We start from the raw sequence: 15,621 nt of genomic DNA, 5'->3' as shown, positions 1-15,621 counted from the left end.
CTCTCAGCTTCCCTCCGCCAGGACCTCGTCGGCGTCCATGATCCGGTAGGCGTAGCCCTGTTCCGCCAGGAAGCGCTGGCGGTGGGCGGCGAAGTCCTGGTCGAGGGTGTCGCGGGCGACGACCGAGTAGAAGTGCGCCTGGTGACCGTCGGCCTTCGGCCGCAGCACCCGGCCGAGCCGCTGGGCCTCCTCCTGCCGGGACCCGAACGTGCCCGACACCTGGATGGCGACCGTCGCCTCCGGCAGGTCGATCGAGAAGTTCGCGACCTTCGACACGACCAGCACGCTGATCTCGCCCTGCCGGAAGGAGTCGAAGAGCTTCTCCCGCTGGGCGTTGGACGTCTCGCCCTTGATGACCGGCGCGCCCAGATGCTCGCCCAGCTCGTCGAGCTGGTCGATGTACTGGCCGATGACGAGGATCTGCTGCCCGGCGAACCGCCGCACGATCGCCTCCGTCACCTTCCGCTTGGTGTCGGTCGTCGCGCAGAAGCGGTACTTCTCCTCGGTCTCGGCGGTGGCGTACGCGAGCCGCTCGGAGTCGGTCAGGTTGACCCGGACCTCCACGCAGTCGGCGGGCGCGATGTAGCCCTGCGCCTCGATCTCCTTCCACGGCGCGTCGAACCGCTTCGGCCCGATCAGCGAGAACACGTCCGACTCGCGGCCGTCCTCGCGCACCAGGGTCGCGGTCAGGCCGAGCCGCCGCCTGGCCTGGAGGTCGGCGGTGAACTTGAAGACCGGCGCGGGCAGCAGATGCACCTCGTCGTAGACGATCAGCCCCCAGTCCCGGGAGTCGAACAGCTCCAGGTGCGGGTAGACGCCCTTCCGCCGGGTCGTCAGCACCTGGTACGTGGCGATGGTGACCGGCCGGATCTCCTTGCGCGTACCGCTGTACTCGCCGATCTCGTCCTCGGTCAGCGACGTGCGCTTGACCAGCTCGTGCTTCCACTGCCGGGCGGAGACGGTGTTGGTGACCAGGATCAGCGTCGTCGACCTGGCCTGCGCCATCGCACCGGCCCCGACCAGTGTCTTGCCCGCGCCGCAGGGGAGGACGACGACACCGCTGCCGCCGTGCCAGAAGTTCTCCACCGCCTGCTTCTGGTACGGGCGCAGCGCCCAGCCGTCCTCGGCCAGCTCGATCGGGTGCGCCTCGCCGTCGACGTACCCGGCGAGGTCCTCGGCCGGCCAACCCAGCTTCAGCAGCGTCTGCTTGATCTGCCCGCGCTCGGAGGGGTGCACCGCCACCGTGTCGGGGTCGATGCGGGCCCCGACCAGCGGCGCGATCCGCTTCGACTTCAGCACCTCCTCGAGCACCGGCCGGTCGGTGGTCGTCAGGACCAGCCCGTGCGTCGGGTGCTTGGAGAGGGTGAGGCGGCCGTAGCGGTCCATCGTCTCGGCGATGTCGACGAGCAGCGCGTGCGGCACCGGGTAGCGGCTGTACTCGACGAGCGCGTCCACGACCTGCTCGGCGTCGTGGCCCGCCGCCCGCGCGTTCCACAGGCCCAGCGGGGTCACCCGGTAGGTGTGGATGTGCTCCGGGGCCCGCTCCAGTTCGGCGAAGGGCGCGATGGCCCGACGGCATGCGCCGGCCTGCTCGTGGTCGACTTCGAGGAGCAGGGTCTTGTCGGACTGGACGATCAGCGGACCATTCACGGGCGGCACCCTTTCGCGTGCGTACGGCCGGACGACGGCTCGGCCAAACGTCAAGTGTGCCTGATCGCGGGGCGGTGCCTACCGGAGAGCGACGTTGATGTTGTTCACGAGCGGCCCCTCCAGCGCGGCGGCCTTGGGGGCGAGGGCGCCGAACAGCGCCACGGCGGTGATCAGAGCGGCGACGGAGACGGCGACGGCGGACCGGGCGGCGGAACGGGAGGGGTCTTCGGAGCTGTCGCGCACGGGAGGCCTTCCGGGGAGGTCAGGGATCTCAGGGAGAGGACGGCGGGCCGGGCCGGGGGACCTGGACCCGGCCCGCCATGAGGTTGTGGACGGGGGACGGGAGGCGGGTCAGAGGGTGACGCCTCCACCGAGGTCGATGCCGACCGCGGCGGCCTCGGCGGCGAACGCCGCGAGCAGCGCCGCGGTGGAGGTCAGGACGGTGGCGACTCGGCGAACGGCAGTACGCATCGTGTTCTTCCTTTCGGTCGGTCTGCGGGGCACCCGGTGGCTGCCCGACCGCCCCCGACCCGATGCGGAATATGAAAAAAGCTCCCTCGCAGGTGCGAATCACCCGGCGTGGCGTGCATGAACCGCCGCGTACACCCGAAAGTGCGTCGTGCGTGGGGTTCCGTGTTCGGGCCGGTTCAGCCCGCGTCGTCGGCGAGCTCGGCCACGCCCGTGATCCGGTGCAGCGGGTAGGTGCGCACCTCGTCCGCCGTGTGGTCGTACGCCGTGACGAAACCGCCCTCGACCCGGATCGGCGCGATCACGCGCTGGCTGGCTGCGCCCTCGGCGTTCACGTAACCGATCCACAGCGCCTCGCCGGTCAGGACCGCCGCCTGCATCGTGGCCAGCGTCTCGGCGGCGCCCGTGCGGGGCAGCGTGCCGCCCGGCGCGCCGTCCTCACCGCCGCCCTCGCCGCCCCCGGAGCCCGGCTTGCGCGGAGCCGTGGAGGCCAGGTCACCGGCGCGCACGGCACGGATCGCCGCCGCCAGGAGCGTGTCGTCGGGGGCCGGCGGGCCGTCCGGGACCGGCTCCGGCGCCGCCCGCGGCGGGGTGCGGTGGGAGTCCGCGCGGGCGATCAGCACGTCGCCCGCGGCGGACTCGGCGGCCGGCGCGAACCCCAGCGCACGCAGCCCTTCAAGCAGCGCCGCCGGGTCGGCCTGCGCGGCCAGCACGGTGGGCGCCAGACGGCGCAGGCCGAGGCCGGAGGCCCGCTTGTCGGCGAGGATCTCGTCCAACGTCGCGTCGTCGTCGCAGCGCACGTACGCCGATGCCGCGCCCACCCGCAGCCGCCCGTGCCGCCGGGCCACGTCGTCGATCAGGTACGTCAGGGGCTGCGGCACCGGCGTGCGTGAGTGCCGGGCGAGGAACGCGTGCAGGTCGGCGGCGCTCCGCCCGGCGTCCAGCGCACGGCGTACCGAACCCGGCGTGAACCGGTAGACGGTCGCCCCGCCCTTGGACTCCACGTCCGCGAGCACCCCCAGCACGTCGGCCAGCTCGCGCTCCAGCGGCCCCGGCGCCACCGCCGTCAGGTCGGCCTGGAGCAGGACGTGGTCCAGCGGCTCCGGGAAGAGCGGTGCCAGCAGCCGGGCGGCGGTCGCGGTGGCCGCGGCCCGTTCGGCGGGGGTCGGGGGAGCGGTCACCGGGGGCGTGCGGTGGTGGTGGACGGGGAGTTTGTCGCCCGGACCCTCGGGCTCCTCGGCCGTCACCGGGCGGGGCGCCTCGGGGGCACCGATCAGGGCCCGCCCCGGTGCCGCCAGCGCGCCGCGCCCGGTGACGCCCAGCAGCTCGGCCTCGGACAGCGTCCACCGTGCGATCCGGCTGCGCAGGTCGTCGTCCCGCGCTTCCCCCGTGTCCCGTTGCTCTCTCTGCGGGCCGCGCAGGGGGCGCTCCCAGCGCAGCCGGGCCAGCAGCGACTCCTCGGTGGCCGAGGCGCCCTCGGGCAGCCCCGCCAGCAGGGCCAGCACCCGGTGCCGCACCTCGGGCGCCGCCGAACGGTCCAGGTTCGGGCCCAGCGCCGAGAGCGTGCGGTCCTTCGCGTCCCGCCCGCCGACCACGCCAGGCGTCCGGGTGGCCGTCAGCCACGTCCCCGCGAGCCGTGCCCAGCGCTCGGCGGGCGGCAGCTCGCGCCACTCGTCGTAGGCCGGGGTCGCCGCGTACCGCTCGTCGGCCTCACCGTCGGAGGCGATCAGTCCGGCCCCGTAGGCCAGCTCGACCCAGAACGCGGCGACCGGCTCGGGCACGTCCAGGGCGACCGCGGTCCGCTTCAGGTCGCGCACGCTCAGGCCACCGGCCCGCAGCACCGTCGGGCCGCCCTCGTCCCACTCCTTCAGCAGCTCGTCGACCGTCGCCAGCGCCGCCAGGGCCTGCCCGGCAGCGGTGGCGTCCACAACCTGTGGACGGTGCGTGGCGGCCGCCTCCACCGGCGGCGGCACCGGCTCGGGCGCCCGGTGCGCCCGGCCCGCGCGCAGGTGCAGGGCGACCTCGCGGGGCAGCACGACCGTGCCGGGCGCGGTCGGCAGCAGCAGGCCCCGGTCGAGGAGCGCCCGCAGGTGCGGCGCGGGATCGTGGGTGACCTGGCCGTACGGCGGCCCCCACACCAGGCGGGCCAGCACCTCCCGGGACTCCTCGGGCAGCCCGGCGAGGAGCGCGGCCATCCGCCGCCGGTCGGCGAACAGGGTGCCGAGCGCGGACACGGCCGAGACGGAGTCGTGGGTCGAGGGCAGGCCGACGGCGGCGAGGATCTCCTGGATCCGGCCCGGCGACATGCCCGCTGTCGCCTCCCGCACGGTGGGACCGAGCCCCGTCGGGGACGGATGCTGCGGGGAGGGCGCGAGCAGCTCACGGGCGGTGCGCACCAGCCGCAGCCGGTCGTCGGCGCCCCACACCAGCGCCTGTTCGCGCAGCAGCGCGGCGGTCCGGGGCAGCGCGGCCGCGACGGCCGGATCCTGCTCGTCGCCGCCCATCAGGGCGAGCAGTTCGCCGTACGACGCCGGGTCCGGCGCCACGGCCAGCGCCTCGGCCGTCTGCAGCGCGAACCGGTCCAGCCGCTCCAGCGCCCGCACGACCGAGGCGCGGGTGCCGGCGCGGGTGGCGAGCTGGGTGAGGTCGGTCGGCACGGGGGTGATGAGGTCGGGACGGCTGCGCAGGAGGGCGGCCAGCGAGACGTCGTCCCTGACGCGGAGCGCCTCCGCGAGGGACCGGGGGGCCGCGGACTTCTCCTCGGTGCTCATCCGGTCCACGTTAGCGGGTGGGCCGGACGGCGGGGGTGCGCGTGCGGCGGTGCGGTGCCGTCGGCCGGACGGGGAGGATTCGGTACCTTCGTCCGACGGGGTACGCCGGAGTACCACAACGCACCGCCCCGGAGGGGAACGTGGGGATCGAGAGCGACCAGGTCGTCTTCGAGTATCTGAGCCGCGTCGGCGACGTGGCCCAGCAGCGGCAGCTGCCGTCGGCCACCCGTATGCGGCTGGTGTCGGAGCTGCGCAACGAGATCGACCGGCACCGTGCGAAGACCACCGTGGACAGCCCCGCCGCCGTCCGCCGCATCCTGGACCGGCTCGGCGACCCCGACGACATCGTCACCGCGGCGGGCGGTACGAGCGGCGTACGGCAGCAGGCGGCGCCGGCGCCCACCGCCGTGCCCGAGCAGCGGGACCCCGAGCCCCGGGACACCGAGCGGCGCAAAGGCCGGCGGCGCCCCGCACCCGAAGCGCCCGCCAAGCCTCCGGCCGCCTCCCCTCCGCACCTGGCGAGCGCGCGGGAACTGGGGGACGTCGGCGACGGGCAGCCGGACTGGTGGCGGGTCGACGACGGCCCCTTCGCCGGTACGGGCCTCGGCGACAGCGTCCCCGGGTTCGTCGGCGGCGTCGAGATCCCGGAGCTGCTCAGGAAGCCGCCGAGCGTGGAGGACGCGGCGGGGAAGCGGGACGCCACCGGGGTGAGGACCCCCGTGGAGGAGGCCGAGGAGCCGGCAGCCCGGACCGCCGGGAAGCGGGAGGGCCGCCGCCTGCCCCGCCTGTGGCCCGAGGGCGGCTGGAACAACCCCCTCCTGCTGCTCGCCGCGGCCCTGCTGGTCGCCGGCGCCGTGCTCGGCAGTCTCGTCCCCCTGGGCCTCGGCTGGCTGATCGCCTACCTCTCCCGCCGGCTGACCCCGGCCCAGTCGAAGTGGGCCGTCCTGGGTCTGCCCGGCACGGTCGCCGCCGCGGGCGTCGTCTGGCTGTGGGGACGTACCGAGGGCCGCTGGGGCGCCCCGGTCGCCGAGGGCCACATGAACGACGCGATCGCCGAAACCTGGCCCTGGGTCCTGCGCACCGCCGCCGTGGCCACGGCCCTCTACCTCCTGTGGCGAGCCCGCCGCCCCCGCGGCTGACCGGGGCCGCCGGGGGCCCGGCACAATGGGGGCCATGTCCTCCACGACCCGCCCCGCGCCCACCGTCGGTTTCGATCTCGACATGACGCTGATCGACTCACGGCCCGGCATCCGCGCCTGCTACCTGGAGCTGAGCGCGCGCACGGGGACGTACGTCGACGCCGACCTGACCGTCACCCGGCTCGGGCCGCCGCTGGCCGAGGAGCTGGCCCACTGGTTCCCCGCCGAGGAGATCCCGGCCGTCGCCGACCTGTACCGGGAGATCTACCCGGCGTACGCGATCGAGCCCACGCTCGCGCTGCCCGGCGCCCGCGAGGCCGTCGCCGCCGTGCGCGAGGCCGGCGGGCGGGCGCTCGTCGTCACCGCCAAGTACGAGCCGAACGCGAAGCTGCACCTGGCGCACCTCGGCATCGAGCCGGACGCCGTGATCGGCGGCCTGTGGGCCGAGCAGAAGGCCGTCGCGCTGCGCGAGCACGACGCGGACGTCTACGTCGGCGACCACGTCGGCGACGTACGCGGAGCCCGCGCCGCAGATGCCCGCTCGGTGGCCGTCGCCGGCGGGCCGTGCGACGCCGCGGAGCTGCGCGCGGCCGGTGCGGACGTGGTCCTCGCCGACCTCACCGAGTTCCCGGAGTGGCTCGCGGCCTACCGGGACGGCGAGGGCGACACCGAGGGGCTCGACGCGGCGCGCGCCTGACGCCGCCCGGCCGCGATCGACCGCAGCACCCCGGCACCGGCGACCAGGAAGCCCACTCCCATCAGCATGCTCAGCCCGAACATGTAGGTGGGAAAGGGCGTCGTGCCCAGCAGCAACGGGGCCACCGTGACCAGAGTGGCCACGGCGCCGACGAAGAAGACGATCGCACCGGCGCGGATCAGCCCGTCACCGGGCGCGGCGGAATTCGCTTGGGTTTGTTCACGCACCCGACCAGGGTAGTTCCCAGGCCTGGGGAACGACCGGGGGACGTCTTGTCACCGGCCTGAAGACCATTAGCCTTGGTACCGGCGGGTCCGGACGACCCGCCCAAGTGCTATCAAGAGCCGTTTTCGAGCATATTTCCGAGCAGTTTTCCCGACGAGTACGAGGACGAGGACAGACGTGCCTACCGGCAAGGTCAAGTGGTTCAACAGCGAGAAGGGCTTCGGCTTTCTCTCCCGCGACGACGGCGGTGACGTCTTCGTCCATTCCTCGGTCCTCCCCGCCGGAGTCGAGAGCCTGAAGCCGGGACAGCGCGTCGAGTTCGGTGTCGTCGCCGGACAGCGCGGGGACCAGGCCCTGTCGCTCGCCCTCCTCGACCCGGCCCCCTCGGTCGCGGCCGCGCAGCGCAAGAAGCCGGACGAGCTGGCCTCCATCGTGCAGGACCTGACGACCCTCCTGGAGAACATCACGCCGATGCTGGAGCGCGGCCGCTACCCCGAGAAGACGGCGGGCAAGAAGATCGCCGGGCTGCTCCGCGCGGTCGCCGACCAGCTCGACGTCTGACCCGCCGTCCCGTTACGGGAACGCCAGCGCGTCCGGGCCGAGGGCCGGTACGAGTCCCTCGGCCGCCGCGCGGGTCAAGAGGCCCCGGATCGCCGCGTAGCCGTCCTCGCCGAGGTCGGCGGTGAACTCGTTGACGTACAGCCCGATGTGCTGGTCGGCGACGGCCGGGTCCATCTCCTGCGCGTGCTCCATGACGTACGGCCGGGAGGCCTCCGGGTCGTCCCAGGCCGCGCGGACCGAGCCGCGCACCGCGTCGGCGAGCCGGTTCAGCGTCCGTGCGCCCAGCGACCGCCTGGCGATGATCGCGCCGAGCGGGATCGGCAGCCCGGTGGTCCGCTCCCAGTGCTCGCCCATGTCGGCGAGCTTGTGCAGCCCGTAGTTCTGGTACGTGAAGCGCGCCTCGTGGATCACCAGCCCCGCGTCGACCTTCCCGTCCCGCACGGCCGGCATGATCTCGTGGAAGGGCATGACCACGATCTCCCCGACCCCTCCGGGCACCGTGTCCGCCGCCCACAGACGGAAGAGCAGGTAGGCCGTCGACGTCTCGCTCGGCACCGCCACCGTGCGTCCGCGCAGGTCCGCGTCCGCCTCCCGGGTCAGCACCAGCGGCCCGCAGCCCCGGCCCAGCGCGCCCCCGCAGGGCAGCAGGGCGTAGTCGCCGAGGACGTACGGCAGCACGGCGTAGGACACCTTCAGCACGTCGAACTCGCCGCGCTCGGCCATGCCGTTGGTGATGTCGATGTCCGCGAACGTCACGTCGAGGACGGGGGCGCCCGGGACACGGCCGTGGGCCAGGGCGTCGAAGACGAAGGTGTCGTTCGGGCAGGGGGAGTACGCGGTGCGCAGGGGCTCGGCGGTCGTGCCGGCCGGATCAGTCGTGTCACTCATGTCGGTTCCAACTCGTGAGGGCGGGGGTGAGCTTCCCGAAGGCGTCCGTCAGTGCCGCGAGCGCCTCGCCGATGCGCCAGGCGGCGCGGTCGCGCGGGCCGACCGGGTTGGAGACCGCGCGCAGTTCCAGCACCGGCACGCCGTGCGCGGCGGCGGCCTCGGCGACGCCGAAGCCCTCCATCGCCTCGGCCAGCGCGCCCGGGTGGCGCTCGCGCAGGAGTGCGGCGCGTTCCGCGGTGCCGGTGACGGTGGACCCGGTCAGGACGGTGCCGGGGCGGGCGCCGGTCGCGCCGGCGACGGCGGCGACGAGATCGGCGGGCGGGAAGTGGGTGACGGTGCCGAAGCCGAGGTCGGTGACCGGCAGGAAGCCGTCGCCGGTCTCGGCGCCCAGGTCGGCGGCGGTGATCGCGTCGGCGACGACGAGCGAGCCGACGGGCGCGTCCGGGACGAAGCCGCCGCCGATGCCGGCCGAGACGACCAGGTCGTAGGGCGCGCCCTCAAGGGCGGCCGCGGTCAGGGCGGCGGCCGTGGAGGCGGCGGCGAGGGCCGGACCGACCCCGGCGGCCAGCAGGTCCCAGCCGTCCGGCAGCCGGTGCAGGACGGCCCCGGGACGGGACACCTCCGTGCCCGGCGCCGGGAACGCCCGAGCCACCGCGTCCCGTTCGGCGGGGACCGCGGTGGCCACGAGGAGGTGCACGGAGGACGTGGGCGGTCAGTCCTTCTTCAGCTCGAAGACCCACACAGCGGTGATGTTCTGGCTGTCGTCCTTGCCGTCCCTGGCCGCGACGGCGACGTTCGTCGAGTTGCCCTGGGCGCCGTACTGCGCGTTGAAGAACACGCTGCCCGGCACGGTGCGGTAGGTCTTGTCGCTGTCCTCGACGAGCTGCTGACCGTTCATCAGGATCGTCCAGTGCTTGTCGGCGATGTCCGGGTCGACGCCGAACCGCACGGTCTCGTCCTGGTCGACGGTGATGGACTTCGCGTCCTTGTCCTTCAGGCACTTGTTGATCTCGTCGGTGGAAAGGTTCTTGCCCTCTCCGCCGCAGGTGGCCTCGGAGCTGACCGAGTCACTGCCGACCGTGATCGTCGAGATCGGGGTCGGCTCGTCACAGGCCGACAGCAGGAGCAGTCCGGCGGACACGGCGCCGACAGCGGCGACGGCGCGGCGGCGTCGCACAACGCGGTGTCCGAGAGCGGCGGTGCCGCGGGGCAACGTGGTCATGGCGGAAGGCTATACGGCGCCTCGGTCCCGCTCCCCACCTGGGTACGGCGTGGCGTGGTCACGCCACCCTCGGCCGAGTCCTTCCCCCGTGCCGGGCCGAGTCGAGCAGCCCCCGTACGGTCGTCAGCCACCCGGCGGCGATGATCGCGGCGGCCACCGTCAGGCCCAGCGTGCCGTTGAGCGGCAGCACGATGCCGACCGCGCCGCCGAGCACCCAGGAGACCTGGAGCAGTGTCTCCGAGCGTGCGAACGCCGAGGTGCGCACCTGTTCCGGCACGTCCCGCTGGATCAGCGCGTCCAGCGACAGCTTGGCCAGCGCCTGCGCGAACCCGGCGACCGCCGCCAGGCACGCCACCAGGAAGGCGCTGAAGAACACCGCGGCCACCACCGCCGCGCCCAGCACGATCACGACCACCGTCACGATGATGATCTCCGGCGCCCGCGACCGCAGCCACGCCCCGACCGCCGTGCCCAGCGCGTTGCCCGCACCGGCCGCGACGCCCACTGTCCCCAGCGACACCGCCGCGCTCTGGCCGGTCATCGGGTGCACCCGCAGCAGGAACGCCAGGAAGAAGATCAGGAAGCCGGTCAGACAGCGGATGGCCGCGTTGGCGGCCAGCGCGTGCGTCACCGCGGGCCCCACCGTGCGCAGCCCCGGACGCTTGCCCCGCTTCCGCAGCGGCCCCGGCAGGTGCCCCTCGTCCGCGGCGAGCAGCGCCCGGTCCTCGCCGCGCGCCGAGTCCACCTTCCGCGGCAGCGTGAACGACAGCACGGTGCCCGCCACGAAGATCAGGAAGGCGCCGTACAGCGGCCACCGCGGCCCCACCTGCTGGAGCCCCGCACCGATCGGCGCGGCCACGCCGGTGGCCAGCAGCCCGCACAGCGTGACCCGCGAGTTCGCCTTCACCAGGGAGACCCGGGGCGGCAGCAGCCGCGGCACCACCGCGCTCCTGACCACCCCGTACGCCTTCGAGGCGACCAGCACGCCCAGCGCGGCCGGGTACAACTCGATGCCGCCGGTCACGACCGCGCCCGACAGCACCAGCGCGAGCAGCGCCCGGGCGCCCATCGCACACGCCATCGCCGCGCGGCGGCCGTGCGGCAGCCGGTCCAGGAGCGGGCCGATCACCGGCGCGAGGAGCGTGAACGGCGCCATGGTGATGGCCAGGTACAGCGCGACGCGCCCGCGTGCCTCGTCGGTGGGGACGGAGAAGAAGACGGTGGAGGCGAGCGCGACGGTGATCATCACGTCACCGGCACCGTTCACCCCGTGCAGCTCGATCAGCTTGCCGAGGCCCGATTCGCCCGCGCCGTGCGCGTGCGTCGCCCGGCGGATGCCGCGCGCGGTACCGGTCACCGGCAGGCGCAGCGCCCGGCCGACCGCACGGAACCGGGAGCCGGGGCCGCGCCCACGGCTCCCGCGCTTGAACTCCGTCCGTGCGGCTGCCACCCCGTCATAGTGCCCCGTCGGCGGCGGCTGTAGCGTCGATACGGCACGTATGGCGGTGATCGAGTCGAGTGACACCGACGCCGGCACCACCCGGGAACGCCGGGTCGTACCCCGCCGAAACTCCCGTCGGTGTAGGCCCAGCGCGCATGAACAGGTAGCGTGCGTAGCGCGCCGTGGCGAACGTTCTCGGCCGCGCGCCTTACGGCGATCCCGCAGAATGGATGACGTAGGTGCGCCCGAGCGCGATCGGGCGCGGACGTCGACGCGGTCCACAGGTCCGCTCCGTCCGCCCCTCGCAGGCAGCGGCGCACTCGTGAGACGGCGTATGGAGAGAAGCGATACCTGTGAGCGCAGCGACAACGCGAAGCCGCACCCCTGACCGTCTGTGCGCCGAGGCCGTCGACCTCGCCCGCGCCGCAGCCGAGGAGGCCGCCGCACCCGGCGTCGTCGGCGAGCACGAGGGCATGGTGTCGGAGGGCGACCGGGTCGTCACGCACTTCTTCGCCTGCAAGGAGATGGGGTACCGGGGCTGGCGCTGGGCCGTGACGGTGGCCCGCGCCTCCCGCGCGAAGATCGTCACGGTGGACGAGGCGGTGCTGCTGCCCGGGCCCGACGCGCTGCTGGCCCCCGAGTGGGTGCCGTGGAGCGAGCGGCTGCGCCCCGGCGACATGGGCCCCGGCGACCTGCTGCCGACCGACGCGGAGGACCTGCGCCTGGAGCCGGGCTGGACCGGCGAGGACGAGCCGCCGCCGAACTCCGCCGTCTCCCACGAGATGGCCGACCTGGTCGAGGCCGAGGACGCCGAGGTGACCGCCGGGCCGCCCGCCGAGCTGTCGACCGTCCCGGCCCGCGGCACGATCTCGGCCGTCGCCGAGGAGCTGGGCCTGCGCCGCACCCGGGTGCTCTCCCGGTACGGCCTGCACGTCGCCGCCGACCGCTGGGAGGAGGGCTACGGTCCGAAGACCGCGATGGCCCAGGCGGCGCCCGCCTCCTGCGTCAGCTGCGGCTTCCTCGCCCGCATCGGCGGCTCGCTCGGGCAGGCCTTCGGGGTGTGCGCCAACGAGTTCTCCCCGGCCGACGGCCACGTGGTGTCGCTGGCCTACGGCTGCGGCGGGCACTCCGAGGCGGCCGTCATGCCGAAGCCGCCGCGGGTGGCTCCGCCGGTGATCGACGAGACGCGGGTGGATCCGTTCCCGCTGCGGCCCGCCGCCGACTCGGGGTCGGTGCCGGTGACCGAGGACCAGGCGTCGGCGGAGCTGGGGCACTCGTAGGCTCTGACGGGCCTGGTCCGCCCGCGGCGGTGCGGGTCCGTCCTCGCGGTACCTTCGTGGTCCGTCGATGAGGAGAGTCACCGTGAGCATGTTCGTACGGCCTGCCGCCGAGGGTGCCGATCCGTTCGGTACGGCACGTCTGCGGCGCGGGGTGCTGGACGCCTGGGCGACGAGCCCGGCCCGGTTCCGTGAGGACGCCAACGCGGAGGAGGACCTCGTTCTCGGCGGCTACCGCGACCGGCTGGTCGTCGAGCTCGCGCAGAACGCCGCCGACGCCGCCGCGCGGGCCGGCGTGCCCGGCCGGCTCCGGCTGACCCTGCGCGACGGCGTCCTCGTCGCCGCCAACACCGGCGCCCCGCTGGACGCGACCGGCGTCGAGTCGCTGTCCACGCTGCGCGCCTCCGCCAAGCGGGACGCGGGGGACGGCTCGGTCGGCCGGTTCGGGGTCGGTTTCGCCGCCGTCCTGGCCGTCACCGACGAGCCCGCCGTCGTCGGCCGGCACGGCGGGGTGCGCTGGTCCCTGGCCGAGGCCCGCGACCTGGCCGCCGACACCGCCCGGCACAGCCCCGGCCTCGGGGACGAGATCCGCCGGCGCGACGGGCACGTCCCGCTGCTGCGGCTGCCGTTCCCCGCCGAGGGCAGCGCCCCCGCCCCCTACGACACGGCCGTCATCCTGCCGCTGCGCGACACGGCCGCCGCCGACCTCGCCGAACGGCTCCTGCAGGCCGTGGACGACGCCCTGCTCCTCGCCCTGCCCGGCCTGGAGGAGGTCGTGATCGAGGCCGGGGACGACGTACGCACCCTCTCCCGCCGTGTCGAGGACGCCCTGACCGTCGTGGAGGACTCCCGGGAAGGCGTCACCCGCTGGCGCACCTCCGCCGCGCACGGCCCCCTCACCCCCGACCTCCTGGCCGACCGGCCGGTGGAGGAGCGGCTGCGCCCCCACTGGTCCGTGACCTGGGCGGTGCCCGTGGACGCCGACGGCGCCCCCGTCCGCCCCCGCACCAGCCCCGTCGTGCACGCACCGACCCCCAGCGACGAGCCCCTCGGCGTACCCGCCCTGCTCATCGCGTCCTTCCCGCTGGACGCCACCCGCCGGCACACCGCGCCGGGACCGCTGACCGACTTCCTGACGGAACGGGCCGCCGACGCCTACGCCGGGCTGCTCGCCGACTGGCGGCCGGTCGGCGCCGGCCTCATCGACCTGGTGCCGGGCGCGCTGGGCCGGGGCGAACTGGACGGCGCGCTGCGGCAGGCCGTCCTCGGCCGGCTGCCCCGCACCTCCTTCCTGCCGCCCGCCGTCCCCTCCGGGGGCCGGGACACGGAGGACGACCTTCCGGAGTCCCTGCGGCCCCGCGACGCCGAGGTGGTGGAGGGCGCGGGAGCCGACACCGTGCGGGTCCTGGCCGAGGTGCTGCCGACCCTGCTGCCCGCCGGTCTCGAACGCCGCGCCGAGCTGCGCACGCTGGGCGTGGCCCGGGTGCCGCTGACCGACGCGATCGACCGGCTGGCGGGCCTGGAGAAGGCCCCCGCCTGGTGGCGCAGCCTCTACGACAGCCTCGCCGGCGTCGACCCCGACCGGCTCTCCGGGCTGCCGGTGCCGCTCGCCGACGGCCGCACGACCATCGGGCCCCGGCAGGTGCTGCTGCCCTCCCCGGAGGCCGCCTCCCTCGACCCGGAGGTCCTCACCCGCCTCGGCCTCAAGGTCGCCCACCCCGACGCCGCGCACCCGCTCCTGGAGAAGCTCGGCGCCCTCCCGGCCACCCCGCGCGCCGTGCTCACCACCCCGCAGGTCCGGGCCGCCGTCGCCGCCTCCCTGGACGACGAGGGCGGCACCAACTGGGAGGAGGACACCCTCGACGCCGAGGAACTGGCCGACACCGTCCTCGGCCTGGTCCGCGACGCCGGACTCGACCCCGGCGACGAGCCCTGGCTGGGCGCCCTGGCCCTGCCCGACGAGGACGGCGAACTCTCCCCGGCGGGCGAACTCGTCTTCCCCGGCGGCCCGTTCGCGCAGGTCATGCGCGAGGACGAACTCGCCGCCGTGGACGCCGAACTCGCCGAGAAGTGGGGCCCCGAGCCGCTGGCCGCCTGCGGTGTCCTCGTCACCTTCGCCCTCGTCCGCGCCACCGACGTCGTCCTGGACCCCGACGAACTGGAGCCCCGCGAGGGGGACTTCGCCGAGCCCGACGACGCGGGCCTCCTCGACGCCGTGGACGTGTGGAGCGAGGACGTCATGGACCGCTTCCCCGACAGCCCCGTCCCGCCGGTCGCCACCGAGATCGTCGCCGTACGCGACCTCGACCTCGTGGACGACGACCAGTGGCCGCGGGCCCTCGCCCTCCTGTCCCGGCCACCGCTGCGGGACGCACTGGTCCAGCCGGTGCGCGTCCTGCTGCACGACGGCACGCACGAGGTCGTACGGCCGTACACCGCGTGGTGGCTGCGCGGGCACCCCGTGCTCGGCGGACGCCGCCCGGCCGGCCTGCGCGCGGCGGGCAGTGACCCGCTGCTGCGGGGCCTGTACGACGAGGCCGACGCGACCGGCTTCGAGGACGAGCAGGTACTGCGGGCTCTCGGCGTGCGCACCTCGGTCGCCGCGCTCCTCGACGAGCCCGGCGGCGCGGCCGAACTCCTGGACCGCCTCGCCGACCCCGACCGACCGGTCACGGCCGCCCAACTGCACGCCCTGTACGGCGCGCTGGCCGAGCTGGACCCGGAGCAGGTGACCCTGCCGGACGAGGTGCGGGCCGTGATCGACGGGCGGGTGGCGGTGGTGGACGCCGCCGACGCCGTCGTGGTCGACTCGCCCGACCTGCTGCCCTTCACGTCCGGCGTGCCGCTGCTGCCGGTCCGCCCGGCCCGCGCCGCCGAACTGGCGGAACTGTTCCAGGTGCGGCGCCTGAGCGAGTCCGTCACCGGCCGCGTGGACTCCGAGGGCGCCGAGCACGACGTACCGGAGCCGGTGCGGGTGCTGCTCGGGGCGCGGACCCCGGCGTCGTACGTGGAGCACGAGGAACTGGTCGTCGACGGGGTCGAGATCGACTGGCGCCTGGCGGACGACGGGGCGCTGCACGCGGCGACGCTGGAGGGCGTGGCGGCCGGCCTCGCCTGGGCGGCGGGGCAGTGGCCGCGGCGCTTCGAGGTGGCGGCGCTGCTGGAGGACGAGTCGCGCACGGAGGAGCTGGCGAGGGACCGCTGGTTCGACTAGGGGCTTCGCCGATTACGTGAACACTTGCCGTACGAATGTCCTCGGCGCGCTCAGAAGAGCGCGCCGAG

The 15,621-nt window shown here is 74.8% G+C and carries 13 protein-coding genes; 5 read left to right on the top strand and 8 right to left on the bottom strand.

What is annotated here, in order from left to right; translation table 11 throughout:
* Positions 1-3: 3 nt before the first annotated feature.
* The 3 genes from ABS735_RS35350 to ABS735_RS35340 all read right to left on the bottom strand — a co-directional run bounded on the left by ABS735_RS35350 (position 4) and on the right by ABS735_RS35340 (position 4,889).
* Complete coding sequence (locus ABS735_RS35350) at positions 4-1,650, bottom strand: DNA repair helicase XPB (RefSeq protein WP_373904154.1); 1,647 nt, start codon at positions 1,648-1,650, stop codon at positions 4-6.
* 78 nt (positions 1,651-1,728) lie between these two features.
* Complete coding sequence (locus ABS735_RS35345) at positions 1,729-1,893, bottom strand: hypothetical protein (RefSeq protein WP_373904153.1); 165 nt, start codon at positions 1,891-1,893, stop codon at positions 1,729-1,731.
* Between the two features lie 404 nt (positions 1,894-2,297).
* The gene (locus ABS735_RS35340) at positions 2,298-4,889 is read right to left on the bottom strand and encodes a helicase-associated domain-containing protein (RefSeq protein WP_373904152.1); all 2,592 of its coding nucleotides are present in this window, start codon (positions 4,887-4,889) and stop codon (positions 2,298-2,300) included.
* Positions 4,890-5,029: 140 nt separating this feature from the next.
* On the opposite strand from ABS735_RS35340, the gene ABS735_RS35335 reads away from it, so the two are divergent.
* Positions 5,030-6,028, top strand: coding sequence for a hypothetical protein (locus ABS735_RS35335; RefSeq protein WP_373904151.1), 999 nt, complete (start codon positions 5,030-5,032; stop codon positions 6,026-6,028).
* Between the two features lie 34 nt (positions 6,029-6,062).
* The gene (locus ABS735_RS35330; RefSeq protein ID WP_373904150.1) at positions 6,063-6,725 is read left to right on the top strand and encodes an HAD family hydrolase; all 663 of its coding nucleotides are present in this window, start codon (positions 6,063-6,065) and stop codon (positions 6,723-6,725) included.
* Here the strand turns inward: ABS735_RS35330 and ABS735_RS35325 are convergent.
* Positions 6,674-6,952: a hypothetical protein gene (locus ABS735_RS35325; protein WP_373904149.1), complete on the bottom strand. Its 279-nt coding sequence runs from the start codon at positions 6,950-6,952 to the stop codon at positions 6,674-6,676. The genes ABS735_RS35330 and ABS735_RS35325 overlap by 52 nt on opposite strands.
* A 175-nt stretch (positions 6,953-7,127) precedes the next feature.
* Here ABS735_RS35325 and ABS735_RS35320 point away from each other — a divergent pair, with 175 nt between their 5' ends.
* Positions 7,128-7,511 carry a cold-shock protein gene (locus ABS735_RS35320; RefSeq protein WP_003974650.1) on the top strand — a complete coding sequence of 128 codons (384 nt, stop codon included), beginning with the start codon at positions 7,128-7,130 and terminating at the stop codon, positions 7,509-7,511.
* A gap of 12 nt (positions 7,512-7,523) precedes the next feature.
* Here the strand turns inward: ABS735_RS35320 and ABS735_RS35315 are convergent, their stop codons facing one another.
* From ABS735_RS35315 to ABS735_RS35300, 4 genes are read right to left on the bottom strand one after another with little or no spacing between them, the layout of a single operon-like run.
* Entirely contained in the window at positions 7,524-8,399 is an 876-nt protein-coding gene (locus tag ABS735_RS35315) for a 1,4-dihydroxy-6-naphtoate synthase (protein WP_373904148.1), read from the bottom strand.
* Positions 8,392-9,084: a futalosine hydrolase gene (locus ABS735_RS35310; protein WP_476755867.1), complete on the bottom strand. Its 693-nt coding sequence runs from the start codon at positions 9,082-9,084 to the stop codon at positions 8,392-8,394. Before ABS735_RS35310 ends, ABS735_RS35315 begins: the two co-directional genes overlap by 8 nt.
* 27 nt (positions 9,085-9,111) lie before the next feature.
* Complete coding sequence (locus ABS735_RS35305; RefSeq protein ID WP_373904146.1) at positions 9,112-9,621, bottom strand: DUF2771 domain-containing protein; 510 nt, start codon at positions 9,619-9,621, stop codon at positions 9,112-9,114.
* Positions 9,622-9,679: 58 nt separating this feature from the next.
* A complete protein-coding gene (locus ABS735_RS35300; protein WP_373904145.1) occupies positions 9,680-11,071 on the bottom strand; it encodes an MFS transporter in 1,392 nt (463 codons plus the stop codon).
* A gap of 344 nt (positions 11,072-11,415) precedes the next feature.
* Here ABS735_RS35300 and ABS735_RS35295 point away from each other — a divergent pair, with 344 nt between their 5' ends.
* Positions 11,416-12,342, top strand: coding sequence for a DUF3027 domain-containing protein (locus ABS735_RS35295; protein WP_373904144.1), 927 nt, complete (start codon positions 11,416-11,418; stop codon positions 12,340-12,342).
* 67 nt (positions 12,343-12,409) lie between these two features.
* Entirely contained in the window at positions 12,410-15,553 is a 3,144-nt protein-coding gene (locus tag ABS735_RS35290; protein WP_373904143.1) for a sacsin N-terminal ATP-binding-like domain-containing protein, read from the top strand.
* Positions 15,554-15,621: the final 68 nt, after the last annotated feature.

It is taken from the genome of Streptomyces sp. MMCC 100 (assembly GCF_041538145.2).
Taxonomy (GTDB): domain Bacteria; phylum Actinomycetota; class Actinomycetes; order Streptomycetales; family Streptomycetaceae; genus Streptomyces.
The sequence above is the reverse complement of the archived record's forward strand: the minus strand, read 5'-3'. Positions and strand labels throughout refer to the sequence as shown.

What these genes read in the sequence shown, in the direction of transcription:
- ABS735_RS35315 (WP_373904148.1), bottom strand. Translation starts at nt 8,399, where the DNA reads ATGAGTGACACGACTGATCCGGCCGGCACGACCGCCGAGCCCCTGCGC.
- ABS735_RS35290 (WP_373904143.1), top strand. Translation starts at nt 12,410, where the DNA reads ATGAGGAGAGTCACCGTGAGCATGTTCGTACGGCCTGCCGCCGAGGGT.
- ABS735_RS35305 (WP_373904146.1), bottom strand. Translation starts at nt 9,621, where the DNA reads ATGACCACGTTGCCCCGCGGCACCGCCGCTCTCGGACACCGCGTTGTG.
- ABS735_RS35340 (WP_373904152.1), bottom strand. Translation starts at nt 4,889, where the DNA reads ATGAGCACCGAGGAGAAGTCCGCGGCCCCCCGGTCCCTCGCGGAGGCG.
- ABS735_RS35330 (WP_373904150.1), top strand. Translation starts at nt 6,063, where the DNA reads ATGTCCTCCACGACCCGCCCCGCGCCCACCGTCGGTTTCGATCTCGAC.